The organism is Bacillus sp. PAMC28748, assembly GCF_014250415.1.
In the GTDB taxonomy this organism is placed as follows: Bacteria; Bacillota; Bacilli; order Bacillales; family Bacillaceae; genus Bacillus; species Bacillus licheniformis.
The window spans coordinates 3,593,647-3,618,796 of sequence record NZ_CP060192.1 but is presented as its reverse complement, the minus strand read 5'-3'; the positions used below and the strand labels follow the sequence as shown (position 1 = coordinate 3,618,796).

At 45.0% G+C, this 25,150-nt stretch carries 27 protein-coding genes and 1 riboswitch; of the genes, 23 read left to right on the top strand and 4 right to left on the bottom strand.

Going from position 1 to position 25,150, the window contains the following annotated elements:
• The first annotated feature begins 17 nt into the window (after positions 1-17).
• Together ribE and H7F26_RS18605 are read left to right on the top strand one after the other, a co-directional pair.
• Positions 18-482 carry a 6,7-dimethyl-8-ribityllumazine synthase gene (gene ribE, locus H7F26_RS18610; RefSeq protein WP_003183115.1) on the top strand — a complete coding sequence of 155 codons (465 nt, stop codon included), beginning with the start codon at positions 18-20 and terminating at the stop codon, positions 480-482.
• A 101-nt stretch (positions 483-583) separates the two neighbouring features.
• The gene (locus H7F26_RS18605) at positions 584-958 is read left to right on the top strand and encodes a GNAT family N-acetyltransferase (protein ID WP_003183113.1); all 375 of its coding nucleotides are present in this window, start codon (positions 584-586) and stop codon (positions 956-958) included.
• 10 nt (positions 959-968) lie between these two features.
• Here H7F26_RS18605 and H7F26_RS18600 read toward each other — a convergent pair whose 3' ends face one another.
• Both H7F26_RS18600 and H7F26_RS18595 read right to left on the bottom strand, forming a co-directional pair.
• Positions 969-1,490 carry a DUF309 domain-containing protein gene (locus tag H7F26_RS18600; protein ID WP_003183111.1) on the bottom strand — a complete coding sequence of 174 codons (522 nt, stop codon included), beginning with the start codon at positions 1,488-1,490 and terminating at the stop codon, positions 969-971.
• A 120-nt stretch (positions 1,491-1,610) separates the two neighbouring features.
• Entirely contained in the window at positions 1,611-1,706 is a 96-nt protein-coding gene (locus H7F26_RS18595; protein ID WP_003183108.1) for a YjcZ family sporulation protein, read from the bottom strand.
• Positions 1,707-1,888: 182 nt separating this feature from the next.
• Here H7F26_RS18595 and H7F26_RS18590 point away from each other — a divergent pair, with 182 nt between their 5' ends.
• The 20 genes from H7F26_RS18590 (at position 1,889) to H7F26_RS18495 (ending at position 21,945) form a co-directional block, all read left to right on the top strand.
• Positions 1,889-2,644, top strand: coding sequence for a segregation/condensation protein A (locus H7F26_RS18590; RefSeq protein WP_009327962.1), 756 nt, complete (start codon positions 1,889-1,891; stop codon positions 2,642-2,644).
• Positions 2,634-3,227, top strand: coding sequence for an SMC-Scp complex subunit ScpB (gene scpB, locus H7F26_RS18585; RefSeq protein WP_003183104.1), 594 nt, complete (start codon positions 2,634-2,636; stop codon positions 3,225-3,227). Before H7F26_RS18590 ends, scpB begins: the two co-directional genes overlap by 11 nt.
• Positions 3,228-3,341: 114 nt before the next feature.
• A complete protein-coding gene (locus tag H7F26_RS18580; RefSeq protein WP_017473933.1) occupies positions 3,342-3,833 on the top strand; it encodes a YpuI family protein in 492 nt (163 codons plus the stop codon).
• A gap of 189 nt (positions 3,834-4,022) precedes the next feature.
• Positions 4,023-5,141, top strand: coding sequence for a D-alanyl-D-alanine carboxypeptidase family protein (locus H7F26_RS18575; protein ID WP_369878958.1), 1,119 nt, complete (start codon positions 4,023-4,025; stop codon positions 5,139-5,141).
• A complete protein-coding gene (locus H7F26_RS18570) occupies positions 5,129-5,716 on the top strand; it encodes a nucleoside recognition domain-containing protein (protein ID WP_003183096.1) in 588 nt (195 codons plus the stop codon). Before H7F26_RS18575 ends, H7F26_RS18570 begins: the two co-directional genes overlap by 13 nt.
• 4 nt (positions 5,717-5,720) lie before the next feature.
• A complete protein-coding gene (locus H7F26_RS18565) occupies positions 5,721-6,257 on the top strand; it encodes a spore maturation protein (RefSeq protein WP_003183094.1) in 537 nt (178 codons plus the stop codon).
• Positions 6,258-6,415: 158 nt separating this feature from the next.
• Positions 6,416-7,150: a 23S rRNA pseudouridine(2605) synthase RluB gene (gene rluB, locus H7F26_RS18560; RefSeq protein WP_003183092.1), complete on the top strand. Its 735-nt coding sequence runs from the start codon at positions 6,416-6,418 to the stop codon at positions 7,148-7,150.
• Between the two features lie 87 nt (positions 7,151-7,237).
• Positions 7,238-7,771, top strand: a complete 534-nt coding sequence (gene resA, locus H7F26_RS18555; protein ID WP_003183090.1) for a thiol-disulfide oxidoreductase ResA — start codon at positions 7,238-7,240, stop codon at positions 7,769-7,771.
• A complete protein-coding gene (locus tag H7F26_RS18550; protein ID WP_025808105.1) occupies positions 7,771-9,399 on the top strand; it encodes a cytochrome c biogenesis protein ResB in 1,629 nt (542 codons plus the stop codon). The genes resA and H7F26_RS18550 overlap by 1 nt, the downstream gene beginning before the upstream one ends.
• A gap of 25 nt (positions 9,400-9,424) precedes the next feature.
• The gene (gene ccsB, locus H7F26_RS18545; protein WP_003183086.1) at positions 9,425-10,600 is read left to right on the top strand and encodes a c-type cytochrome biogenesis protein CcsB; all 1,176 of its coding nucleotides are present in this window, start codon (positions 9,425-9,427) and stop codon (positions 10,598-10,600) included.
• A 144-nt stretch (positions 10,601-10,744) separates the two neighbouring features.
• On the top strand, positions 10,745-11,467 hold the full coding sequence (locus H7F26_RS18540; protein WP_003183084.1) for a response regulator transcription factor: 723 nt from the start codon (positions 10,745-10,747) through the stop codon (positions 11,465-11,467).
• Positions 11,464-13,245: an ATP-binding protein gene (locus H7F26_RS18535; protein ID WP_003183082.1), complete on the top strand. Its 1,782-nt coding sequence runs from the start codon at positions 11,464-11,466 to the stop codon at positions 13,243-13,245. Before H7F26_RS18540 ends, H7F26_RS18535 begins: the two co-directional genes overlap by 4 nt.
• A gap of 452 nt (positions 13,246-13,697) precedes the next feature.
• Positions 13,698-14,399 carry a response regulator transcription factor gene (locus H7F26_RS18530; protein ID WP_003183080.1) on the top strand — a complete coding sequence of 234 codons (702 nt, stop codon included), beginning with the start codon at positions 13,698-13,700 and terminating at the stop codon, positions 14,397-14,399.
• Between the two features lie 3 nt (positions 14,400-14,402).
• Positions 14,403-15,854, top strand: coding sequence for a HAMP domain-containing sensor histidine kinase (locus H7F26_RS18525; protein ID WP_003183078.1), 1,452 nt, complete (start codon positions 14,403-14,405; stop codon positions 15,852-15,854).
• Positions 15,851-16,984: a TolB-like translocation protein gene (locus H7F26_RS18520; RefSeq protein WP_016885961.1), complete on the top strand. Its 1,134-nt coding sequence runs from the start codon at positions 15,851-15,853 to the stop codon at positions 16,982-16,984. Before H7F26_RS18525 ends, H7F26_RS18520 begins: the two co-directional genes overlap by 4 nt.
• Before the next feature lie 331 nt (positions 16,985-17,315).
• A complete protein-coding gene (locus H7F26_RS18515) occupies positions 17,316-18,146 on the top strand; it encodes a polysaccharide deacetylase family protein (RefSeq protein WP_003183075.1) in 831 nt (276 codons plus the stop codon).
• A gap of 34 nt (positions 18,147-18,180) precedes the next feature.
• Positions 18,181-19,095: an LCP family glycopolymer transferase gene (locus tag H7F26_RS18510; protein ID WP_044789887.1), complete on the top strand. Its 915-nt coding sequence runs from the start codon at positions 18,181-18,183 to the stop codon at positions 19,093-19,095.
• Between the two features lie 274 nt (positions 19,096-19,369).
• The gene (gene sigX / locus H7F26_RS18505) at positions 19,370-19,954 is read left to right on the top strand and encodes an RNA polymerase sigma factor SigX (protein WP_003183073.1); all 585 of its coding nucleotides are present in this window, start codon (positions 19,370-19,372) and stop codon (positions 19,952-19,954) included.
• Entirely contained in the window at positions 19,890-20,996 is a 1,107-nt protein-coding gene (locus H7F26_RS18500; RefSeq protein ID WP_016886708.1) for a GerMN domain-containing protein, read from the top strand. The genes sigX and H7F26_RS18500 overlap by 65 nt, the downstream gene beginning before the upstream one ends.
• Before the next feature lie 124 nt (positions 20,997-21,120).
• Positions 21,121-21,945, top strand: coding sequence for a M23 family metallopeptidase (locus H7F26_RS18495; RefSeq protein WP_003183070.1), 825 nt, complete (start codon positions 21,121-21,123; stop codon positions 21,943-21,945).
• Positions 21,946-21,994: 49 nt separating this feature from the next.
• Here the strand turns inward: H7F26_RS18495 and serA are convergent, their stop codons facing one another.
• Positions 21,995-23,572, bottom strand: coding sequence for a phosphoglycerate dehydrogenase (gene serA, locus H7F26_RS18490; RefSeq protein ID WP_017473935.1), 1,578 nt, complete (start codon positions 23,570-23,572; stop codon positions 21,995-21,997).
• A gap of 253 nt (positions 23,573-23,825) precedes the next feature.
• A riboswitch (FMN riboswitch) is annotated at positions 23,826-23,959 on the top strand.
• Positions 23,960-24,114: 155 nt separating this feature from the next.
• On the opposite strand from serA, the gene H7F26_RS18485 reads away from it, so the two are divergent.
• Positions 24,115-24,693 (top strand): ECF transporter S component, encoded by a 579-nt coding sequence (locus tag H7F26_RS18485; protein WP_003183066.1) that lies wholly within the window; start codon positions 24,115-24,117, stop codon positions 24,691-24,693.
• 153 nt (positions 24,694-24,846) lie between these two features.
• Here H7F26_RS18485 and H7F26_RS18480 read toward each other — a convergent pair whose 3' ends face one another.
• The gene (locus H7F26_RS18480; protein ID WP_003183064.1) at positions 24,847-25,095 is read right to left on the bottom strand and encodes a ferredoxin; all 249 of its coding nucleotides are present in this window, start codon (positions 25,093-25,095) and stop codon (positions 24,847-24,849) included.
• Positions 25,096-25,150 lie beyond the last annotated feature (55 nt).

Sequence of the window (25,150 nt, the reverse complement as noted above, 5' to 3'; positions counted from 1 at the left end):
AAAAGGACGGGATTCATATGAATAAAATAGAAGGTCATGTAATTGGAACAGATTTGAAAATTGGGATCGTTGTGTCAAGGTTCAACGATTTTATTACAAGCAAACTTCTAAGCGGCGCAGAAGACACGCTGTTGAGACATGGGGTCAAAGCTGATGATATTGATGTCGCCTGGGTTCCCGGCGCTTTCGAAATTCCGCTCATCGCCAAAAAAATGGCTGAAACGAAAAAATACGACGCAGTGATTACGCTGGGCACGGTTATCAGAGGAGCGACAAGCCACTATGACTATGTCTGCAATGAAGCGGCTAAGGGGATTGCAGCGAGCAGCATGTCAACAGGCGTTCCGGTGATCTTCGGCGTATTGACGACAGACACGATCGAGCAGGCGGTCGAACGCGCCGGAACAAAAGCCGGAAATAAAGGTGCAGAAGCTGCCGCGGCAGCGATTGAAATGGCGAACCTGACCCGGTCGCTTCAATAATTGCCGAAAAAGAGTTTAAAAAGGTTATAAAAATGTTTATAATGTGATGTGAAGCGACTAGCCTTCGTTAGATCCACATTTTGATATATTGAGGGGTATTTATGTTAATTCGTTATAAAAAGTCATTCGAAAAGATTGCGATGGGGCTCCTTTCGTTTATGCCGAATGAGAAGGACGTCAAGCAGCTTCAGCAGACAATTAAAGACTATGAAACGGACACTGAAAGGCAACTGTTCCTATGGAAAGAAGGCGAGGATATTGTCGGCTGTGTAGGAGTAGAGAAAAGAGAAGAAGAAGTCGAGATCAAGCATATCAGTGTAAATCCGTCTCACCGTCATCAGGGAATCGGCAAAAAAATGGTGTCGGCTATTTCGCCAATATTTGCACCTAAACCGCTGGTTCCGAATGAATTAACTAAAGGATTCTTTGAGCGCTGTCAGGATCATGAAAATGAAGACATCACATATAACCAATGAGCAGAGGCTTCTAGCCTCTGCTCTTTTTTCGCCGCTTGATTTGTTTATCCCTCTCGGCAATTACTTCAGTCCGGTCCCTCAGCCGGTGTTTATCAATGATAAAGGCGTCTGGTGCAGCGTTTGCTCCCCACTCATATGACTTTTTCTCACATTGTTTCCGGCATGCTTTGATCAATGCTTCATCTGCGATCGGGAGCATGATGCTTTCATAAGGGGAATGGGCTTCGATTTTTTGGTGAGTCCGCCTTAACAGTTCGATGAAGCGGCTGTAATCCAATCCGAGCGATTCAACTGCGTCTTTTTCGGACGCCAGGATGCGAATGCTGTTCGCCATTAATCTCTCCGCGCCGGCAAAATTGTTTCTCCGCTGATGATAGAGCGCGACAGCCAGCTGAATCAACCCGACCCAGTGTAATTTCCGCTCGCCGGGAGGGTCCTTTTTCCAATGGTCTTCTAGAATTTCGTGGCACTCAAAATAATCCCTTGCCCCGTGGAATTCGGCGAGGTAATCGATATAAGCTTGGGGATACATCTGACATCCTCCTTTAAGTTTCCGTTAAAGTGTATCATAAGAACGGAACGGAGGAAAAACGGCTGATATATCCAGGCTGTGAAAAAAGCGCCCGGTAACGGACGCTTCTCATCTTTTATGTTAATAGATCCATGCCGCTCCAACAATAATCAACAAAATAAACAGAACGACAATCAAAGCAAATCCTCCGCCGTAGCCGAAGCCTTTACCTCCCATGTTGTTCCCTCCTCAGATTTAAGATTTTACACGGTATTCTATGCAGAATACACTCAAACCGTATAGGCGGATGCCAAAGCTTCTTAAATTATATTGGACTTCATGCAGACGCGTAATTTATACTAAAGGGTAGCCAGTTTTAGCCGGCTTAGAAGCGATTTTGAAAATGGTGAGAAATGAACATGGAATATCAGGTGAAAATCGAGGCGTTTGAAGGGCCCCTGGATCTGCTGCTGCACTTAATCAACCGCCTTGAAATAGACATTTATGACATACCTGTTGCGAAGATAACCGAGCAGTATTTATTATATGTGCACACGATGCGCGAACTTGAGCTCGACGTGGCCAGCGAGTATTTGGTGATGGCTGCGACCCTTCTCAGCATCAAAAGCCGAATGCTTCTTCCAAAGCAGGAAGAAGAGCTGTTTGACGAAGAGTTTCTCGAGGAGGAAGAGGATCCGAGAGAAGAATTGATTGAAAAATTAATAGAGTACAGAAAATACAAAAGTGCCGCGCAAAATTTAAAGGAGCGCGAGGAAGAGCGGCAAAAAGCATTCGCAAAGCCGCCGAGCGATTTAAGCGACTACGCCAAGGAAATCAAACTCAGCGAGCAAAAGCTGTCCGTCACCGTTTACGACATGCTCGGGGCGTTTCAAAAAGTGCTGAACCGCAAAAAAATCAACCGGCCGTCTGAAACAAGAATTTCAAGACAGGAAATACCGATAGAAGAGCGAATGACGCAAATCGTCGACTGTTTGAAATCGTCCCGCAAAAGGATGCATTTTATGGAACTGTTCCCGTATGAACAGAAAGAGCATCTCGTTGTGACGTTTTTGGCGATTTTGGAGCTGATGAAAAACCAGCTGATCATCATTGAACAGGAACACAACTTTTCAGATATTTACATAACAGGGAGTGAAGCGATTCATGACGCTTGATATCGTGAATTGGAAAGCCATTGTCGAAGCGCTTTTGTATGCCGCCGGCGACGAGGGCCTGACAAAAAAACAGCTATTATCCGTTTTGGAGGTCGATGAAGCCGAGCTGCTGGATATTATGCTTGATGTCAAAGAAACCTATGAAAAAGAAGACAGGGGCATCGAGCTTGTCGAGTATGCGGATACGTACATGCTTTCGACCAAAAAAGAATTCGCCGTCTATTTGAAAAAGCTGATCGAAGCCCCTTCAAAAGGGCTTTCTCAGGCTGCGCTCGAGGTTTTGGCCATCGTCTCTTATAAGCAGCCGATCACGAGAGCGGAAGTTGAGGAGATCAGAGGGGTCAAATCTGAACGGATTCTTCAGAGCCTGGTCGCAAAAGCGCTGTTATGCGAAGTCGGACGGGCGGATGGACCGGGCAGGGCGATCTTGTACGGTACAACAGAAACATTTCTGGAACAATTCGGCTTAAAAACGCTTGAAGAGCTTCCGCCGCTGCCCGAAAATGTAGAAGAAGACGGGGTTCAGGAAGAAGCCGATCTGTTCTTCGAAAACTTTAACCAGACGTTCGAAGATTTAAAATAGATTCACCTTAAGGATCGAAGTATGATAATATATATTATCGTATTTTTTATGTTTAATTTCATTCATGAAAGAATACGATTGTAACAAAGCGATGAGGAGAGGGTGCCGACACCAATGGGAAAATCTATGGCAAGAGCCCAAACCGAGCAGGCAGGCGAATTTTTAGCACAGACCGTTCAGACGCTGAGCGATTATTTAAACGAAACGACGCTTTCATCCCTTGAAGCCGAAGAGCCCGGGAGAAGAGATTATTATCGCGATGTCCTCAGCAACTTGAGAAAACTGGCGGTTTACTGTGAAGAAGGGCTTGCGGCCTGCCGAATCAGGCTGCAGCAGGATCCTTTTCAGGAAGCTGCAGCCGAAAGGACGCTCTATCAGGTCTATCATCGATGCATAGAAGAATTTTTTACACCGAAAAAAGATACTTGGTACGAAGACAGCAGAGCGGCCTACACGGGAAAAAACGCCATTTGCTTTCACGAACCAGCGCCGGCCTCATTAAAAAATTTGATGGCTTCGCTTGAAACAGGATATCAATCGATGAGAGAAGAATTGGAATACTATGCGACTGACTATCGAATGAAGATGGTTCAGCCGAGATCATAGCTTAAATGAACCGTGAGCCGGAACTCCCCCTTTCATGAAAGGGGGGGTTTTTATCTTGCTTTAGATTTTTCTCGGGAAATCATCCAATTGGTGTTCATAACAAAAAGACAAGCGCATAAACTTGTACAAACAACCACAAGGACGTGAGAAAAAATGCGCTTTTTTCTAAAACAAGCGGCAGCAGCCATCATGATATGCTCTCTTTTATGCTCTTCATACGAAACCGCTCAAGCACAGCCCTCCCTTCATATCAGCGCAAAAAGCGCGATTGTCATGGACGGGCAATCCGGACGGGTTTTGTTTGCAAAGGATGAGCATGAAAAACGGCGCATTGCAAGCATTACGAAGATTATGACAGCCATTTTGGCCGTGGAATCGGGCAAATTGGATGAGACGGTCACGGTCAGCGACAGAGCGGTCAGGACAGAGGGATCATCGATCTATTTAACAAGCGGGCAAAAGGTGAAGCTGAAGGACCTTGTTTACGGTTTGATGCTGAGATCGGGAAATGATGCAGCCGTTGCGATTGCCGAACATGTGGGCGGAAGCCTGGAAGGCTTTGTCTACATGATGAATCAAAAAGCGGCCGAGCTCGGCATGGAAAACACCCTGTTCCGCAATCCGCACGGACTTGATGACCACCCTGATCACTATTCCTCGGCCTATGATATGGCGCTTTTAACAAAATATGCGATGACAAATGAAACGTACAAAAAAATCGCCGGAACGAAACGCTATAAAGCAGAAACGATGCAAGGCATCTGGAGAAATAAAAACAAGCTTTTAACAGGGCTTTACAAATACAGTACAGGCGGGAAGACGGGATATACAAAGCTTGCAAAGCGTACGCTCGTCTCCACTTCATCGAAAGACGGAACCGATTTGATCGCCGTCACAATCAATGCCCCTGACGACTGGAATGATCATATGAACATGTTCAACTATGTATTCGGCCACTACAAAACATATATCATCGCCAAAAAAGGCGAGATTCCGAAATTAAAAGACTCTTTTTACGGAAATAAAGCTTTTATTAAACGGGATGTCACATATCTTTTAAACGAAGAGGAAAAAGAAGATGTGAAGGTTGATATCGAGCTTCTTGAACCGAAAAAATCATGGCGTAAAAACAAAAAAGAAATCCCGGACATCATCGGAGAAATGAACGTCATGTTCGACGGAAAAACGATTGCAAGCGTACCGATCTATTATGAAAACGAGCGAAACAAAAAACCGAAAAAATCGTTTTTCGAGACCTTTCAATCCGTATTCCAAAAAGCGGCGGGCGGTTCATCATGGTCAATATAATCTGGGTCGGCTTAACGGTGATCGGTCTGGTGTTTGCGCTTTTCAACGGAACGGTTCAGGAAGTTAATGAAGCTGTATTTAAAGGATCGAAGGAAGCCGTCACGATTGCGATCGGACTGATGAGCGTCCTTGTTTTTTGGCTGGGGCTGATGAAAATCGCTGAACAGTCCGGGCTTCTCGAAAAATTCAGCAGGCTGTGCCGGCCGTTCATTTCAAAGCTGTTTCCCGAGATCCCTCCGGATCATCCGGCGATGGGATATATTTTATCCAATTTAATGGCCAACTTTTTCGGATTGGGCAATGCAGCGACACCGCTCGGTATTAAAGCGATGGAACAGATGAAGGCGCTCAACCGGAACCGCAGGGAAGCGAGCCGCTCAATGATCACCTTTCTGGCGGTCAATACGTCAAGCATTACCTTGATTCCGACGACCGTCATCGCGGTCAGGATGACATATGATGCAAAGGCGCCGACAGACATCGTCGGTCCGACCATTTTGGCGACTTTAATATCGGGGATCTTTGCGATCTTCATCGACCGATACTTTTATTATAGAAGAAAAAAGAAGGGGTGAGCATTTGGAATTCATCAACTGGCTTTCTCTGGCCCTTATCCCGTTTATCATCGCCACGATTCTGCTATACGGTACATTCAAAAAAGTTCCGACTTATGAAGCGTTTGTTGAGGGGGGGAAGGAAGGAATCCAAATTGCATTTTCCATTATCCCTTATTTAGTCGGTATGCTTGTAGCGATCACGGTTTTCCGGGCTTCAGGGGCGCTCGATTTTTTTATGAATCTTTTAAAGCCCGTGTTTTCCGCCGTGGGAATTCCGACGGAAGTGGTTCCGCTGGCTCTGATCCGGCCGATTTCGGGAACGGCAGCGCTCGGCATGACGACCGATTTGATCGCCGTTTACGGGCCCGATTCGTTCATCGGCCGGCTGGCCTCTGTCATGCAGGGATCGACAGACACGACTCTGTACGTTTTGACCGTCTATTTCGGAGCGGTCGGAATCAAGAAAATGGGGGATGCTTTAAAGGTGGGACTGCTTGCTGATTTAGCGGGGGTTATCGCGTCTGTAATTATTGTAACATTGCTGTTTGGAAGCGCCTGATCAACAGGCGCTTTTTGCTTTTTAGCCAAAACTGTTTTACTTTTGAGGTGAGAAAGGATACATTTAAGGGCGGAGTGCTACTTTCCTAAGGAAGAAGGCGCCTCGCAAACTTGTTTGTTGGTCTGGAAAAAAGTAAGATAATACATGAGGTGAAAGATATGGAACGACTTCAAAAAGTAATCGCCCACGCCGGTATCGCATCGAGGCGGAAGGCGGAGGAGCTTATAAAAGAAGGGAGAGTCACGGTCAACGGCAAAACCGTCAGAGAGCTTGGCGTTAAAGTATCAAGCTCCGATCGGATTGAGGTAAACGGCATCCAGCTTGAAAGCGAAGAACCCGTTTATTTTCTCCTGTATAAACCGAGAGGGGTTATATCAGCAGTTAAAGACGACAAAGGCCGGAAAGTTGTGACCGACTTTTTCACCGAGGTGGAGGAGCGGATTTATCCGATCGGAAGGCTTGATTATGATACGAGCGGCCTCTTATTGTTAACGAATGACGGGGACTTCGCCAATAAATTGATGCACCCGAAATACGAAATTAATAAAACGTATGTAGCAAAGCTGAAAGGCATTCCTTTAAAGGAGAATTTAAAAAAACTTGAGCGGGGCGTGCGCCTTGAGGATGGAAAGACAGCTCCTGCAAAAGTGAAGCTTTTGTCGCTTGATAAGAAAAAGCAGACAAGCATCGTCCAAATCACGATCCATGAGGGGCGAAACCGCCAGGTCAGGAGAATGTTTGAAGCCATCGGACACGAGGTGCTCAAGCTGAAAAGGGAAGAGTATGCTTTTTTGAACCTGGCGGGCTTGAAAACAGGGGAAAAAAGAGAGCTTACGCCTCATGAAGTCAAAAGGCTCAGGGCATTGGCAGAACACGGTAAAGCGGCTTTCTAAATTTTCACACAACCTTCAAAAAAGGCAAATGGCAGTCAGTCTTGAGATGATATAATGATACTGAATGTCTACATGAGGGGGCGGATTATGAAAAAAAAGCGTTTTTACATTCGGACAGGCATCCTCCTTGTGCTGCTTGCAGCGCTTGGCTACACGCTGTACAGCGCCGTGTTTCAAAACACGGAGAGTGTGGCGGTGGGGGAAAAAGCTCCCATTTTTTCGCTGGAGGATGTTGACGGCAACCGTCTCAAACTGGACGAACTAAAAGGCAAAGGGGTATTTTTAAACTTTTGGGGAACATGGTGCGAACCATGCAAAAGAGAATTTCCTTATATGGCGAATCAATACAAGGTGTTTAAGGATAAAGGGGTGGAAATCGTCGCCGTCAATGTCGGCGAATCGAACCTCGCCGTCCGAAACTTTATGAAAGACCACGGCGTCAATTTTCCGGTTGTGCTTGATAAAGACAGGCAGGTCCTTAACGCATATGATGTCACACCGCTGCCGACCACGTTTTTGATCAACCCTGACGGAGAGATTGTCAAGGTCGTGACGGGCGAGATGACAGAACGGATGATCCACGATTATATGAATATGATCAAACCAGAGGGATCGTCATGATGAAAGAAATCAAATGCGAATGCGGCCATGTGAATCCGGCGGGTACCGTTTTGTGTGAATCGTGCGGAAAGCCGCTGGTCAAACAGGATGCCAAACTCCTTGACATGCGGTATGACGGAAGTGCGAGACGCTCTCAAACCTATAATAAAACGATCGTAGATAAAATATGGAATTTCTTTTCGTCTGTAAAGGTCGGCGTCTGGCTGATCGTCATTACGCTGACAGCATCCGCTTTTGGAACGATATTTCCGCAGGAAATGTTCCTGCCGCCGGGTGCGCAGGCTGATACATACTACAGCGAACAATACGGGCTTCTCGGACAAATCTATTATGCTCTCGGTTTTCACAATCTCTACGGTTCATGGTGGTTTATTATTCTGGTTGCCTCAATCGGCATTTCGCTTGTCATCTGCAGCCTTGACCGGGTCGTTCCTTTGTACAGGGCTCTGAAAAACCAGGGCGTCACGCGAAATCCGAACTTTATGGAGAGGCAGCGCCTATTCAGCCGGACGGAAGCGGACATGTCTGAGGACACAAAATCGCAAATCATCGGTAAGCTGAAGAAAAAACGATACCGCGTCAAGGAAGAAAACGGCAACCTATTTGCCGAAAAAGGCCGTTTTTCAAGGTGGGGCCCATATGTTAACCATATCGGACTGATTATATTCCTCATCGGGGTCATGCTCAGATTTGTCCCGGGCATGTATGTCGACGAAACCCTTTGGATCAGGGAAGGGGAAACGGTGCCAATTCCGGGAACTGACGGCCATTACTATTTGAAAAACAACCGGTTTATAAAAGAAATGTACGACAGTGAAAAAGAAAAAGAAGTATTTTCAGAGGCGATCACCAAAGCTGGTGACGGGACTGTCGCAAAAACATATCAAACCGATGTTGAACTGTATGAAAGAAAAAATGACAGCCTGCCGGGCGAAGCGCCTGAATTGAAGAAAGTGAAAAACGGCAAGATCAAGGTCAATGACCCGTTGAAATTCGGTTCATATGCACTCTATCAGCTGACATACAAGGAAGGCGAGCTCGACAAAATGGTGTTTCAGCTGATTGAAAAAGACAGCGGGAAATCCTTCGGCAAAGTGGCAATCGACCTCTTGGAGCCGAAACCGGAATATGATCTTGGTAACGGTTACAAAGTTCATATAGCAAGCTACCTGCCGGACTTTTATTTTAACAAAGACGGGGAACCGAGCACGAAAACGAGGAATCCGAACAATCCGGCATTTGTATTCCAGATCACCGCACCGGATAAGCCTAAAGGAGAAAAAAGTTTCGTGGCGATTCAGGAAACAATCGAAGGTTCTGACGACAATAAATACAAAATGAAGTTTGACCATGTCGAAACGAAGAATCTCTCAGGCCTCACAATTAGAAAAGATTTGACTTTGTGGGTGCTCATTGTCGGCGGTGCCATCTTTATGATCGGCGTCATTCAGGGGATGTACTGGCACCATAGAAGGATCTGGCTCAGAACGCTGGACGGGCATGTGCTCGTCGCCGGACATACGAACAAAAACTGGTACGGGCTGAAGCAGGACTTGAAGGCCGCGCTCGCGGATACGGGGATATCCGAACCGGCCGATCAAAAAGAACTGTCAAAGGAAAAAAAATAAACGGCCAGCATAGGGAGGGGTTTTCATGGCAGAGTTAAGCGGCAATTTATTGTACGCGGCATTTCTCTTGTATCTCTCAGCGGTCTTCTTTTTTGGCGGCTCCATCAGGAGCAAGGCTTCAGACCGGAAGAAGAAGAACCGCTGGGCATCGATCGCAGTGTTGATCACGATCATCGGATTTGTATGCCAGTTTGGATATTTTATTGCGAGATGGATCGTTTCCGGACACGCGCCGGTCAGCAATCTCTTTGAATTTACAACTGCTTTCAGCATGATGCTCGTCCTGGCGTTCATCATCATCTACTTTATTTACAAGCTGTCCGCATTGGGACTGTTTACGCTTCCCGTTGTCCTGCTTTTGATCGCATATGCCAGCATGTTTCCGACCGATATCACACCGCTGATTCCGTCGCTTCAAAGCAACTGGCTGTATATTCATGTCACGACTGCAGCCCTCGGGCAGGCGATTCTCGCCATCAGCTTTGTCGCCGGCGTGATCTTTCTGCTCAAGCATGTGGATCATTCAAAGCCGGGCAAAAAAACGTTCTGGCTCGAATGTGTCATGTTTATGCTTGTGACAACGCTCGCGTTTATCCTTGTGACGACCTCATTCCGCATTGGGGGCTATGAGGCGCAGTTTAAGTGGATTGATAAAGACAACCAGGAAGACGTCATGATTTACGAGCTTCCCGCTCTTATCGGCCCGAATAAAGGAGAACTTTTAACGGAGGAGAGAATGGAGCCGCTTGTCAATGTGCCGCCCATTTTTTCAGGCCGGAAGCTGAATACCGTTCTCTGGTCGTTTGGAACCGGCGCCTTGCTTTACGGTGTCATCAGGCTGATCATCAGAAAACGCATCAGTCAGCTTCTTCAGCCGCTCGTGAAAAATGTGAACCTTGACCTTGTCGATGAAATCGGCTATCGCTCCGTTTCGATCGGCTTTCCGGTTTTTACGCTTGGCGCGCTTATTTTCGCGATGATATGGGCACAGCTGGCGTGGAGCAGATTCTGGGGCTGGGATCCGAAAGAAGTCTGGGCGCTGATTACATTTTTGTTTTATGCAGCTTATCTGCATCTCAGGCTTTCGAGAGGCTGGCACGGCGAAAAATCGGCGTGGCTCGCCGTCATCGGTTTTGCCATTATTATGTTTAATCTTATTTTTGTAAACCTTGTCATCGCCGGGCTTCACTCTTATGCATGATCCGTGCGGTGCAGGAAGGTCCGGGCTTTTCACCGGGCCTTCCGCAGCTTTTTGTTTTAAATTGAGGAAAGGCATTCTTGGCTTGGCTTACAATCGCTTTTCTAATAAAATGAATGTAAGAAGATTCAAATCAGGAGGTTTACGATGGAACAGACGAAAGAGACAAAAATATTAGTAGTAGATGATGAGGCAAGAATCAGACGACTTTTAAAAATGTACCTTGAAAGGGAAAACTACAAGATCGAAGAAGCCGAGAATGGCGATGAAGCCATCGACAAAGCCCTCGGCAACGATTACGATTTAATCCTGCTCGATTTGATGATGCCGGGAACCGACGGCATTGAAGTATGCCGCCAAGTACGCGATAAAAAAGCCACTCCGATCATCATGCTGACGGCGAAAGGCGAAGAAGCGAACCGGGTGCAGGGCTTTGAAGTCGGAACCGATGACTACATTGTGAAACCTTTCAGTCCGAGGGAAGTGGTGCTGAGAGTCAAGGCGCTCCTAAGAAGATCATCGCAAACCTCTTACCTGAATACGGATACAACGGCAAAAAATGTGCTTGTTTTTTCTCACTTATCCATTGATCACGATGCTCACAGAGTCATGGCGGACGGAACGGAAGTCAGCCTGACGCCGAAAGAATACGAACTGCTTTACTTTCTGGCCAAAACCCCTGATAAAGTATACGATCGTGAAAAGCTGCTGAAGGAAGTATGGCAATACGAGTTTTTCGGCGACTTGAGAACGGTCGATACCCATGTTAAACGTTTACGTGAAAAATTGAACAAAGTCTCGCCGAAAGCTGCGAAAAAAATCGTAACAGTATGGGGCGTCGGGTATAAATTTGAGGTCGGAAACGAATGAAGTTTTGGAAGAGCGTAGTCGGTAAACTGTGGTTTACCATACTGCTTTTGGTTTCATTTGTCTTATTTATCCTTACGTTCTTTCTGCTCGAGTTTATTGAAAACTACCATGTAGATGAAGCGGAAGCTGATTTGACAAAGCTCGCCAGCAAGGTGGCCGTCATCATGGAAAACCATAAAGACCAGGAGACAGCCAGATCGATTACATGGGAGCTTGCCGATGAACTGACGAGCATCGCCGTCATCAAAAATGAGAATGAATATTGGTATTCACCGCGGGAACATCAAAAAGTGGCTTCCATCACATTAAAAGATATTAAAAACGATCCAGATCTGAACGAAGCGCTTCGCAAGCATCAAAAAGTGCAGAAGAGGACGGTTATCTCCAATCAAAAGAACGATCAGCTGATTGTCGGCGTACCCTACGGGAAAGGCGAAGATGAAGGCATGGTGTTTCTTTCTCAATCGCTTCTTGCCGTCAAGGATACGACACAGCATACGACGAGGTATATCCTCTTTGCCGCTGCGATTGCGATTGTGTTAACGACGATTTTCGCTTTCTTCCTCTCAAGCCGGATTACCTACCCGCTCAGAAAAATGCGGCAGGGTGCCCAGGACTTGGCGAAAGGGAAGTTTGATACGAAGATTCCGATTCTGACCCAGGATGAAATCGGCGAGCTGGCGATTGCCTTTAACCAAATGGGGCGCCAGCTGAAGTTTCACATTACGGCACTCAATCAGGAAAAGGAGCATTTGTCGAATATCTTAAGCAGTATGGCCGACGGCGTGATCACCATTAATATCGACGGGACAATCCTTGTGACAAACCCTCCGGCTGAACGCTTTTTACAGGCTTGGTATTATGAGCAGAACATGAATGTAAAAGAAGGCCATGAACTGCCTCCCGAAGCGCGAGAGCTTTTTCAAAACACCGTCAGCACGGAGAAAGAGCAGATGATTGAAATGACCCTGCAAGGCAGAACATGGGTGCTGCTCATGAGTCCGCTGTACAATCAGTCCCATGTACGCGGAGCGGTTGCCGTGTTGAGGGATATGACGGAGGAAAGACGGCTTGATAAGCTGAGAAAAGATTTTATCGCCAATGTCAGCCATGAGCTGAGAACACCGATTTCGATGCTTCAAGGGTACAGTGAAGCGATCGTTGACGACATCGCAAGCTCTGAGGAAGAAAAAAAGGAAATCGCCCAGGTCATCTATGACGAGTCTTTAAGAATGGGAAGGCTTGTGAATGATTTGCTGGACCTTGCCAGAATGGAGGCGGGGCATATTTCCTTAAACGTTGAACCGGTGGAGCTCCGCGAGTTTTTTGAGAGAGTGTTCAGAAAGTTTTACGGAGTGGCCGGGGACAAAAATATTACGCTTTCTCACAATCTTGATCTGCATGAAGCAAAATTTGTGTTTGATCCGGACAAAATGGAGCAGGTTTTAACCAACCTGATTGACAACGCGATCCGCCATACAAATGCCGGGGGCACCGTTCATGTCGATGTGCAGTCTGCTGAAAGCGGGCTGAAGATTGCCGTGAAAGACTCCGGCAGCGGGATTCCCGAAGAGGATCTGCCGTTTATTTTTGAACGTTTTTATAAGGCCGATAAAGCAAGGACGAGAGGAAAAGGCGGGACTGGCCTCGGGCTTGCGATCGTCAAAAACATCGTCGATGCACACAACGGATCGATCACCGTCCACAGCATGCTGAACGAAGGTACTTCCTTCACGTTCTACATTCCAAGAAATAAGCAGGATGATGGCCAAATTTGACGAAGAATCTTGTTCCATACGAAACAAAGAGCACCTGTTCATACAGAACAGGTGCTCAGTTATTTGAAGGCAAAATGTATCCAATTTGTAAAATTTCTGTATATCCTGAAACGTTTATGCCTTTGTAGCCGATAAAAGAGTGAGAATTTCAGGAAGACAGATGAGCGTCTAAGAGGAGATGAAAGAAGAATTTAGGACAACCGCAAACTTTATCATAGTGAAAACCGCATATGGAAATGGCCGCTCCCGTTCTGGTAATCTATACAAGGCGGTTCGCTTTTTACTGCACACACTAAAGTCCGCCAGCCATTCCCAATAAGAGTGGGATGACTGAAGGGCTGTCAAATGAAGACTTTGGTTTGGATTTATGTATAATCTCTATAGAAGGATGCGAGAAACAAAAGAGATTTTTTAGATAAAATAAGCATGAAACAGGGAATGAGTGATGACTGATGGAAAAAACAAAAATACTGATTATTGAAGATGATGAAGCAATTGCTGATTTGCTTTCATACGGGCTGACGTCCGAAGGCTTTGAAACGTGCACGGTCAATAACGGTTCTTCAGGAATGAGGAAACTAGATCAGTTCAAACCTGACCTTCTGCTCCTCGATTGGATGCTGCCGGACTGCAGCGGATTGGATATTTGCAAAAAAGTGACCGAAAGCTGTAATATTCCAATACTGATGATTACCGCAAAATCAGATATCACGGATAAAATACTGGGGTTGGAATTCGGGGCCGATGACTATATTACAAAGCCGTTTGATCTGCGCGAAGTTGTCGCGAGAATACGCACGATCCTTCGGCGTCTGGAACAAGCCCATCATGTGAACGAACGGGAAACGGAAAAAGTGGATGAGATCCGGTTTAAAAATATTGTGATCGTTCCGGGCGAAAGACTGGTGAAAAAAGACGGGGCAGCCGTCGAATTAACTCCTAAAGAATATGATCTGCTAATGACTTTGGTTGACCATCGGGGAAAAGTTTTTACCCGTTCAGAGCTTTTGGAATTCATCTGGGGATACGATTTTTTCGGTGACACCCGTACAGTCGATACCCATATTCAAAGACTCCGCAAAAAGCTTGATGCAAGCGACTTGATTAAAACAGTGTTCGGCATCGGATATAAATTCGAGAAGCAGGAGGAGTAGAGAGTGTTACGGACCATCAAGGGCAAGTTTATTGTTGGCTTTTTTCTGATTTTTTCTCTCTCTTTCCTTGTGCTCAATCACACGGTTAAGAACGTCATTTGGTCGAGTAACGAAAAAATTGTAACATCGGATTTAGTCGAACTGAAAAAAAACAGTACCGTCTATGTAAACCAAGCATTTTTAATCAATCACTATAAAAACAATGAACTTTATTTCGGTGATATGGCCGATGAAATGGTAGATAATTTAAATCACTCCACAGGAAGCAATGTCGGTGTTTATACAGTAGATGGCGCATTGTTGTCTTCTTCTGATCAGAAGGTGTTTTCCAGAGGGAGTGATGAAGATCTTCAACAGGCGATCAAAGGAAAGACTGCCTATCATATCACCTATAACCGGAATAAAGCAAAAGTGTTTTTCTCATATCCGGTTGTCATTGAAGGCACAAAAGTAGGCATATTACGCTTTTCGAAAAATTTCGACCTGCTGTATAAGCAGAGCGGAGAGATTCTGGATATTGTTTTTTATATCGCGCTTGCAATATTTGTGGCGGCGTTCCTTTTCTCCTATATCCTGTCCAGACATATCACGATTCCGCTCGTCAAGCTGACAGATGCCACCTCACAAGTCAAGAAGGGTAAGCTGGATATGGATATCCACTTTAATAGAAAAGATGAGATTGGCCAGCTTGCCGTCAACTTTAACGATATGATCAGCAGGATTCGGGAACAAATTTTAACCATCGAAAGGGATCGCGACCGTCTAAAAGAACTTAACGAACAAGAAAAACGGTTTTTTGATAATATGACGCATGAGCTGAAAACACCTCTGACTTCCATCCAAGGATATGCTGAGATCATAAAAGATAAAGGGGAAGCGGACCGGAAATTTTTTGATAAAGGAATGAACCACATTGTCGAAGAAAGCCGGCGCCTGCATAATTTGGTGATCAAGCTTCTTGAAGTATCCCGGGAAACGTCCAAGAGTGCTCAATTTGACAGGATCGACGCAGGCGAAATTTTAAAAGATGTTTGCGAGTCGATGAAATTTCGGGCAGAACGGTATAAGAAAAGGATCACCTGTGACATTGAAGATGGCCTGTACGTTCTTGGTGAGGTGAGCAGGCTGCGCCAGCTTTTTATCAATCTGCTGGACAACGCCATCAAATACAGCTTATCTCATTCGGAAATCATCATTAAGGCCGAAATCGTTGGAGAAAACATTCTTTTTACATTCAAGAATCCAAGCGATCCATTGGAAAATGACCAACACACCAAAATGTTCCAACCTTTTTATTCAGTCAATCAGAAGATTAAGGAAGAAGGAAGTGTAGGTTTGGGATTAAGCATTGTGAAAACAATTGTTGACGAACACGGAGGAACAATCGAGATGTTCTACAAAGAAAACCACACAGTGATTCAAGTTGAATTAGCTTACGCAAAGGTTGAGAAATGATGAAAAACAAACCGTTTATTATATGGGCAGGAGTGCTGCTGTTTCTGATCATTATCGTGTCCAGTTATAATGTCGGAAAAAGATCGGAAACGATTATTATCCCAAGCGGGGAAGAAAATCATATCTATGACCAGAAGACCCGCCCTTTTCAAGTCAATACGATCTATCGTCTTCCAAAAGTCGGGCAGCTGCTCGGGTGGTCTTCACCGGATTCCGTTGTCGGTTTTTTCAAGGGAGAAGGGACATCCGAACGTACAGCGCACAGTCTTCAGCGCCTTTCCTCCCCCTATGAAAAAGCTGAAATCGTAAAAGGCATTGAAAGCAACACGTCCAACCTAAAAATGTCTCCAGACGGAAAGCGTATCGCCGGAGTCACTTTGTCATTAAGTAAGGCATCAATGCAGCTGTTTTCGCCGGCGAGCGGGAAAAAAACAGAAATCGCCAGCACCTCCGCCAGCAATGAGGTCTATGTCCAAGATGTTTCATGGTCAAATAATAGCAGATACGTTTGCTATCTTGTTTTAGATGTCGGGCAGGGGGATGAGACCGGCCTTCGTGTTTATGATACGGCTTCCGGAACGCTTAAAACGTATTCATTGAATGATTTTGCGGAGAAGGATTCGCTTACCGGAGTTAACATCTCCGATAATGGACGAGATTTGCTGTTTACCGTGTTGCAGCGTTCCGACGAGTACGGGATCAGAATGGGAACCATTGACGGCAGCCGCATTAAAATCGAGGACAAGCGTCTGGACAGCCGCGGCGGGCCTGTTTGGTTAAACAATGATCAATTTGTATTCCTGGACACCGGGGAAACCCTGTGCGAATATGATCGCAGAAACGGAGAGCTTTCTGCTCTGCTCGATAAAGTAACTGTTTTTAAATTCTCAAACGACTTTAAGAAAATCGCTTACTCTTTAAAGGATGAAGACAATATCTATGCAGGTAAGCTTCAGGGGAAAAATATCCTCTATGAAGAACCGATATACCACGGCACCATCCCTTCGGAAATATTTTGGAGTCCGGACGGCAACAGCCTGCTTGTTAACGCTCAATACCAGTACCCTGCCATGGAGAGTGCATCCGTGCGATTTTTAGAAGAGCAAGCTTATATCATCACATTTAAATAATTGTTCGTTCTCCACTTTAATATCAGGCAAAAAAACCTTATTTCGGCATTTAACCGAAATAAGGTTTTTCTTTTGTAAAGACTTCTTTCACTTTTTTTGCAGGGTAATTAGCCTGATTATCATTCCTCAAAAAATGATGTTTTTCTTCTTTTTGTGACATTTTGTTTACAAGTTGGTCGAACTTCTGCGATATCTTCCTCTTATATTTAAAGAGCATCCTTCTTATAGAACTTTGTCTTCAAAAATAGCAGCTTAAAAAATTGTCACTTGTGAGTGACGAGTTTAAAAGAAACCTAGTGATTGTTAATTAAAGTCTAAGGAGTTGGAAAAAGTGTCAAATTCACCAAAAGAAGATCATAAATTGAGCGCACTAGGAAAATTAGTGCTAGGTATGTTGATTGTATTCGGTGTGACTTTGTTATGCATTTCTTGGAATGCGCTTGCCGGCCCAAAGCAGGAACCGATAAAAGAAAATTCCGCGGCTTCAGCATCGGTGCCGGGAGGCAAACATAAAGCAGAGAAAAAAGAAAGTAAGCAAACAGCGCCGGAAATCGGAAAGGTCGTCTATTTGTCATTTGATGACGGTCCGAATCCTGCGGCTTCAGATAAAATCTTAAGTTTGCTCGATAAGTATCATGCGAAAGCTACATTTTTCATGTTAAAACCGAATATTGAACAAAATCCCGATATTGTGAAGAAAATGGTTGAAAACGGCCATTCTGTCGGCTCTCACGGAGTGACGCATCAAGTATCGAAAATCTATAAATCTCCTGAAAGCTTCGCGGCAGAAATGAATGATACGCTTAAAGCCATCAAAGAAACGACCAACGTTGACACACATTTGATCAGATCGCCTTACGGATCAAAGCCCTATATCACCGGTCCATTTCAAGAAGTCATTAAGCGCGACCATTTTAACCTTTGGGACTGGACTGTTGATTCAGAGGACTGGAAATCTGCAAATACAAACGGTCAATTCGTGAATAATGTGATTCAGCAAGTCAATAACCTTTCCGGTGTTGAGCCGCTAGTTGTATTGATGCATGAAAAACCGACAACTGCGGCCCATTTAGAGAAACTATTGAAATACTTCCAAGAAAACGGATATGAAATGAAGCCCATTCATGATTCGATAAAACCGGTTCATTTCAGATGGAATTAAAAAATATGAGATGCATCAACAAGGAAGGGATACTATGGTAAAAATGAGAAAAGGAAAACTAAAGATGAAAAATGTGATATTGTTTGTCCTCGCGCTAGTGATAACGATCGGCAGTGTGGTGTCATACTGGATTTACCGTACAGTCGCCAAATCAATAAATGGAATGTACGAACCTCTTCATCGGGATGCCGAGCAGAAGGATACTGCTCCGCACGATCCTATATCCATTCTTTTATTGGGGATAGATGAGCGCCCCGGTGATAAAGGACGCCCGGATTCTATGATTGTAATGACTGTTAACCCGAAGACAAAGAAAACGACAATGACCAGTATTCCGCGTGATACAAGGGTGTTTATCAAATCAAAAAATAAATTTTCGAAAATGAATTCGGCTTATACGTATGGCGGAATTGAAGGAACCGTTGAAACTGTAGAACAATTTTTGAACATTCCAATCAATTATTATATCAAAATCAATATGGATGGGTTTAAAGATATAGTAGATGCGATTGGCGGCGTAACGGTGGATAATCGGATTGATTTCACCCTTGAAGGCGTGCATCTGTCAAAAGGGAAGCAGCATCTTGACGGCAAAACAGCATTGACATATGCCCGGATGAGAAAAGACGATCCCCGCGGTGATTTTGGGCGTCAAGAGCGTCAGCGTGAGATTATCAACGAAATTATTCATGAAGGTGCACAATTAAAATCATTAACAAACTATCAGGAGATTTTGGCAGCATTAGAAAAAAACATCAAAACAAACTTAACACTGGACAAGATGATCGATATTCAAAGTTCTTATAAAGAAGCTGCTAAAGATATTAAGCAGGTAGAAATTGAAGGTGAAGACAAAAAAGTTGACAGCTTATGGTATCACCTAGTGACTGACGAAAAGAGAATGGAGATTTCCAAAAAGCTTCGCCAACAATTGGACTTAAAGTCATAAACGGATTGAAATCAGTTCATTTCAGCGGATCCGCAACGCTCCGGTCAGGAGAACGAAAGCCTTGTAAGGGCACAGCTTAGTGAAAATGTGGGCTCCTATAACCTTGGCACCTGTTCATTTAGAACGGGTGCTTTTGTGCTTGTTAAGTTAAAATTAAGCTTAACTTTCGCAAAACCCCCTTTCCATTTTCATATGTTCGTAATATAGTTGTAATAGTTGTAATGTAACCTTTTAAGATTGACAAACGACAATAAATTGAACGGAGGGGTTTCAGGTGGAAGAAACCTTTCAGAAAATATATGATCAGTATCATCAGGATTTATTTCAGTTTTTATTTTATATGGTAAAAGACAAAAATCAGGCGGAAGACTTAGTTCAGGAAGTATACATCCGCGTCCTGCATTCTTACGAAACATTTGAAGGCAGGAGCAGCGAAAAAACCTGGCTTCTTTCGATTGCGCGGCACGTTGCGATCGACTGGTTCAGAAAGCAGCAGACGATCCGCCAGCGGATTTTGGGGACGTTTGACTGGGAGAAACAAGATGTAAAAGACCGCAAGCCTCTGCCTGAGGACATCGTGATGCAAAATGAAAACCTAAAGGAAATTTTCGAGGCCCTAGACAAGTGTACGCTTGACCAAAGATCAGTTATCGTCTTGCGTTTTATTCAAGGATATTCGATCAGTGAAACAGCAAAAGCCTTGAATTTTTCCGAAAGCAAGGTAAAAACCACTCAGCACCGCGGTCTGAAAGTGCTTCGTAAACAGATGGAGCTTTTGAAGGAGGATCCAAAGAATGAAGAAGTCAGAATGGAACGAAGAACGGCTGAAGGCGTTACTAAGCCAACTTCCAACGGTTAAGGATAATCGTTCGGCAAATCAGATCTATCAAAAGCTGATTCTCGCACCAAAGCGTAAATCACCGAAAAAACGGGTCGGCGCATTTGCTGCTACAGTTTTGGTTCTCTTTCTTCTGATGCTGATCACTCCCCAGTTAATCGAACAGATCAGAACTCAAAACAGCGCCGACGCCAACATTTCTTCTGACGGAAAATTGGTGCAGACGGAGGCTGATGCTGCCAAGTCTGAACCTGCAAATACGTTTGTCGTCTCACAGAATCAAAAAGACGACTATATCACCTTCGCTTTCCTTGACGAGTCCAAGTCTGTCGTTGTCCCGGTAAGCCTCGAGAAAAGCACTGGCATGACAAATCTTGAAGATGCGCTTCACGCTTACAGCCGGCTTGGAGTGGACCAGTTTACATCATTTGACACAGCTTACCTTGATAAGGTGAAGTTCAAAGAGCAGAAAAACAATAAAAAACTGAAGATTCAAGTTGATGAGAAAATACCGGAGCTATCAGTCGAAGATTTCGAACGGCTGAAAAATGTGATCAACGAAACCTTTAAATGGGGATCGTATGATTCTGTTCTGTTTATTTCCAATGATAAATCGGGTGTTGAATTTGAAACATTCGGAATGCTCGCCGATATGGCGATTATGCACCAGACGCAAAAATGCTACTATTTATATGAAAGCTCAGACGGGCGCCGGTTCCTTGCACCTTCAAGCGAATCTTACGAATCGGTGCAGGAAGCGATTAAGATGATGAAAAACGAAGAAAGCGGCACTCATTTAAAACCCATTTTATCCGATGATACGCCGATTGAAGATATTCAAAAGAATGGAAAAGAACTGATCATTCAATTTTCTTCCTCCGCGAATATTGAAAATAAACCCGAAGATGTCTTGATGGTGGAAGGCCTTCTATTGACCGCGAAAGATTTCGGCTTCACAAAAGTGAAATTTAAAAACGCATCCATAACCAAGGTCGGCGCCTATGACCTGTCGAAATCTGTACAGGTTCCGTACGCACCGAATCCGATGACGATAGAAAACTAAAAGACTCCCTGTGCGGAGTCTTTTTTTAATGTATAAATTGTATTGATTTGGAAGTATACTAAGCTGTCTCCGAATAGGGGGCAATTTTACCGAAGATGCATGTAATAGGAGGATATGGAAAACCTTGAAGAAACTCAGACATCAAAACTTCCTGTTCGCGATCGCATGGCTTTCGGGATTGGCGCTTTTCGTCAATGCCCCGGGGGCGGAAGCCTCAGAGTGGATTGAACCGATTAAAGGAGAGATCACAGATCAATTCGGTACGAGAGGCGGAAAGCATAAGGGGCTTGACATCGCTGCTCCCGAAGGGGAAGCAGTAGCGGCAGCCGCAGACGGAACGATAAGCAAATCGTATCAATCCGACTCCTACGGCCAAGTGATATTTATTAAACATGACAACGGATATGAAACCGTTTATGCCCACTTAAGCAAACGCCTGAAAAAGGAAAAGGAGCGGGTGAAAAAAGGCGAGCAAATCGGAATCATCGGCAATACGGGAATATCGACCGGAACCCACCTGCATTTTGAAATGCATCACGGTTCATGGACTGAAGATAAAAGATATGCAATCAATCCGCTGACGGTGCTTCGTGAGGAGGCGTTCCGGCAAAATTCTATCCACGTTCATCAAAACGCCGGGACAATGAGCGGTGCGGTGACCGTTCAAAAAGGGGACACGCTCTGGAGAATCAGCAAGGATAGCGGTATATCCATCGAGGAGATCATGAGAATAAACGGGTTGAAACATTCAAATCTCAAGGCCGGCCAAACACTCCGCCTTCATGACGATGAATCGAAGACCGGTACATATGTAGTGCGGAAAGGGGATACGCTTCATCATATCGCCGAAAAAATGGGCGTAACTGTACAGCGCCTCAAAGAATGGAACGATTTGAAAGGAGAGCGGATTTATCCCCGCCAGATGCTTGAGATCAGGGAGAATTCCTAAAAAAAAACGGAACCTGAAAGGAATTCTTTTCAGGTTCCGCAGCTTCTGTTTAAGGAAGGTCGATGGCTTTAACAGACACGATATCCGGGATGTTTTTCAGCTCAGCTAAAATATCGTCCTCAAGGTGGCGGTCAAAGGAAAGCATCATGATCGCTTCTCCGCCTTTTTCTTTTCGGCCTACCTGCATAGTGGCGATATTGATGTCATGGTCTCCTAAAATTCGTCCGACATGGCCGATAGCCCCTGGTTTATCCTGGTGGTGAATGTAGACAAGGTGTCCAGCCGGATAAAAATCAATATCAAAGCCGTTTAAGGCAACGATGCGTCCGCCGAAGTGCGGAATGTACGTCGCTCTTAAAGAGAATGTTGTTACATCTCCGGTGACAGTCACAGAGATGCAGTTTTCATAGCCTGACTCATTGGAAGAAATTTTTTCGCTGAAGCTGATGCCGCGCTCTTTCGCAACGGTGCCGGCATTCACTTCGTTAACGGTAGCCGCGACCCTCGGCTTCAGGAATCCGGCCAAAAGGCTTTTCGTAATAAATGACGTTTCAAGCTTGGCGATAGAGCCTTCATATTGAATGGCTACATCTTGAACAGGCTCATTCATACACTGAGACACAAGGTTTCCGATCGTATTGGCAAACTGATGATAAGGCTGGATTTTTTTGAATGAATCCTTTGTCATGGCCGGAAGGTTGATCGCGGACATCACAGGGTTTCCTTGCGCATACTGAAGGACTTCTTCGGACACTTGTGCAGCGACATTCAGCTGGGCTTCTTTTGTTGAGGCGCCCAAGTGAGGAGTCGCGACTACAAGCGGATGATCGATCAGTTTTGAATCGACCGGAGGCTCGACTTCGAATACATCCAAGGCAGCGCCAGCGACATGTCCGCTTTCCAGAGCTTCCAAAAGCGCTGCTTCATCGATGATGCCGCCTCTTGCACAGTTAACGAGACGAACGCCTTTTTTCGTTTTTGCGATGGTTTCTTTGTTCAAAAGTCCCTTCGTTTCTTTCGTGAGCGGGGTATGAACCGTAATGATGTCGGCGCATGCCAGAACTTCTTCAAAGCTGTTCGCGTTAACGCCGAGCTTGCTTGCCCTTTCTTGGGTCAGGAACGGGTCAAATACATGAACGGTCATACCGAATGCTTTTGCGCGGCTCGCGATTTCGCTTCCGATGCGGCCCATTCCGATGATGCCGAGCGTTTTTCCGTAAAGCTCTGAACCGACGTAAGCCGAACGATTCCACTCCCTTGATTTCACGGAGATGTTTGCCTGCGGAATATGTCTCATTAACGCTGAAAACATTGCAAAGGTATGTTCAGCGGTTGAAATTGTATTCCCGTTTGGCGCGTTTACGACGATAACACCGTGTTTTGTCGCCTCGTCAATATCGATATTGTCGACGCCGACACCTGCTCTGGCGACGATTTTCAGCGAAGTCATCTTTTTAAACAGCTCTTCGGTTACCTTCGTGGCGCTCCGCACCAAGAGCGCGTCAAACGTATGAAGCTCGTCTTCCGCTTCCGCAACATTCTTTTCTACAATTTCAATAAAATCTGCTTCCATTAATGGTTTGAGGCCGTCGCTGGACATTTTATCTGAGACCAATACTCGAAACATGTAAGATTTCCTCCTAAATAAGCGTCATAAATATCTGATAATTTACCATATTCCATAAAGAGTGTCAATGAGTTTCACGCGGAAAGACGAAAATTAAAAATGAAATAACTGTGAATGTGCGGTTTTTAGTATGCGGAAAAAGTGAGTTTACCGAAATATCGTGCAGGATGTCCCAAAACAGCGCAATAAGCTTTGCACCTGTACATTTTTTCACAATTAATTTATAATAATATCAGTATTAAAAATAAATAAGATCAATCTTCGGGGCAGGGTGAAATTCCCTACCGGCGGTGATGAGCAAGCGCTCTAAGCCCGCGAGCCTTTTTATGGGCAGGATTCGGTGCGATTCCGAAGCCGACAGTATAGTCTGGATGGGAGAAGATGGAGGTTCCGCGCGTTTTGAAATGAACATTTTCAAACGTTTATTTGACCTGTCTGTAAAACAGCCCCGCTTTTTCAATAAAGCGGGTTTTTTGTTTAGGACAGGGGAAAGAACCATTCCTCTTTTCGTGAGATGTGATCGAAAAGGAGAGAGTGACAAAATGAAACACAACAAGGTGAGACGTCTCGTCTCTATCAGCATGCTGAGCAGCATCGCATTTATTTTAATGATGCTGAGCTTTCCGATCCTGGGGGCATTCCCGTATTTAAAAATCGATTTCAGTGATATCCCGGCATTGCTCGCTGTTATTTTGTACGGTCCGGGAGCCGGGATTGCCGTTGAAGCGATCAAAAACGTGCTGAATTACTTTATTGCAGGAAGCGCCTCGGGCGTTCCGATTGATCAGGCGGCTAACTTCATTGCCGGAACATTGTTTATCCTGCCGGCAGCTGTACTGCTGAAAAAATCAAGTTCTGCCAAAGGGTTTGTCACAGCTCTTTTCGCAGGGACGCTTGTGATGGCCGTTTCGATGAGCATTTTAAATTATCTGCTGTTTCTGCCTGCCTACACTTGGTTTTTAAATGCTCCAGCGCTGACTGGAGAGGCGCTCAAGACAACAGTTCTGGCCGGAATCCTGCCTTTTAATTTCATTAAAGGCATCGCTGTGGCCCTCGTGTCCACGCCGATTTTCCTTTCGCTGAAACCGCGGCTGAAGGAAAACGTCCGCATGGCCAAATAAATAAACATGACAATATCGGGTGCATGTTCCCGGATATTGTCAGCTGCAGAAGAAGCCGGATGTCTTTAGCCGGCTTCTTTTTGCTTGTTGGTAAAGCCGTGCTTATCTCATAAAAAAACATCCGGCACTTTGTGCACCGGATGTTTTTTGGCTTTATTCGTGTTTAAGCGGGTCGCCTTCGAACGGCTCATCCGCAACTTTGATCGAATCTGTAGGACAGCCTTCAAACGCGTCCATCATGTCTTCTTCTAAGACGTCAGGGACTTCGACGACACCCTGATTGTCGTCAAGGGTGACAAATGCGATTCCCTCATCGTCGTAATCATAAATATCAGGAGCCGCAGCACCACAAGCTCCGCATGCGATGCACGTATCTTTGTCTACAATTGTATATTTTGGCATGAATAAAAAACCTCCCAGATTGTTCTTCGTTGGAACAAATGGTTTAACCCTCTAT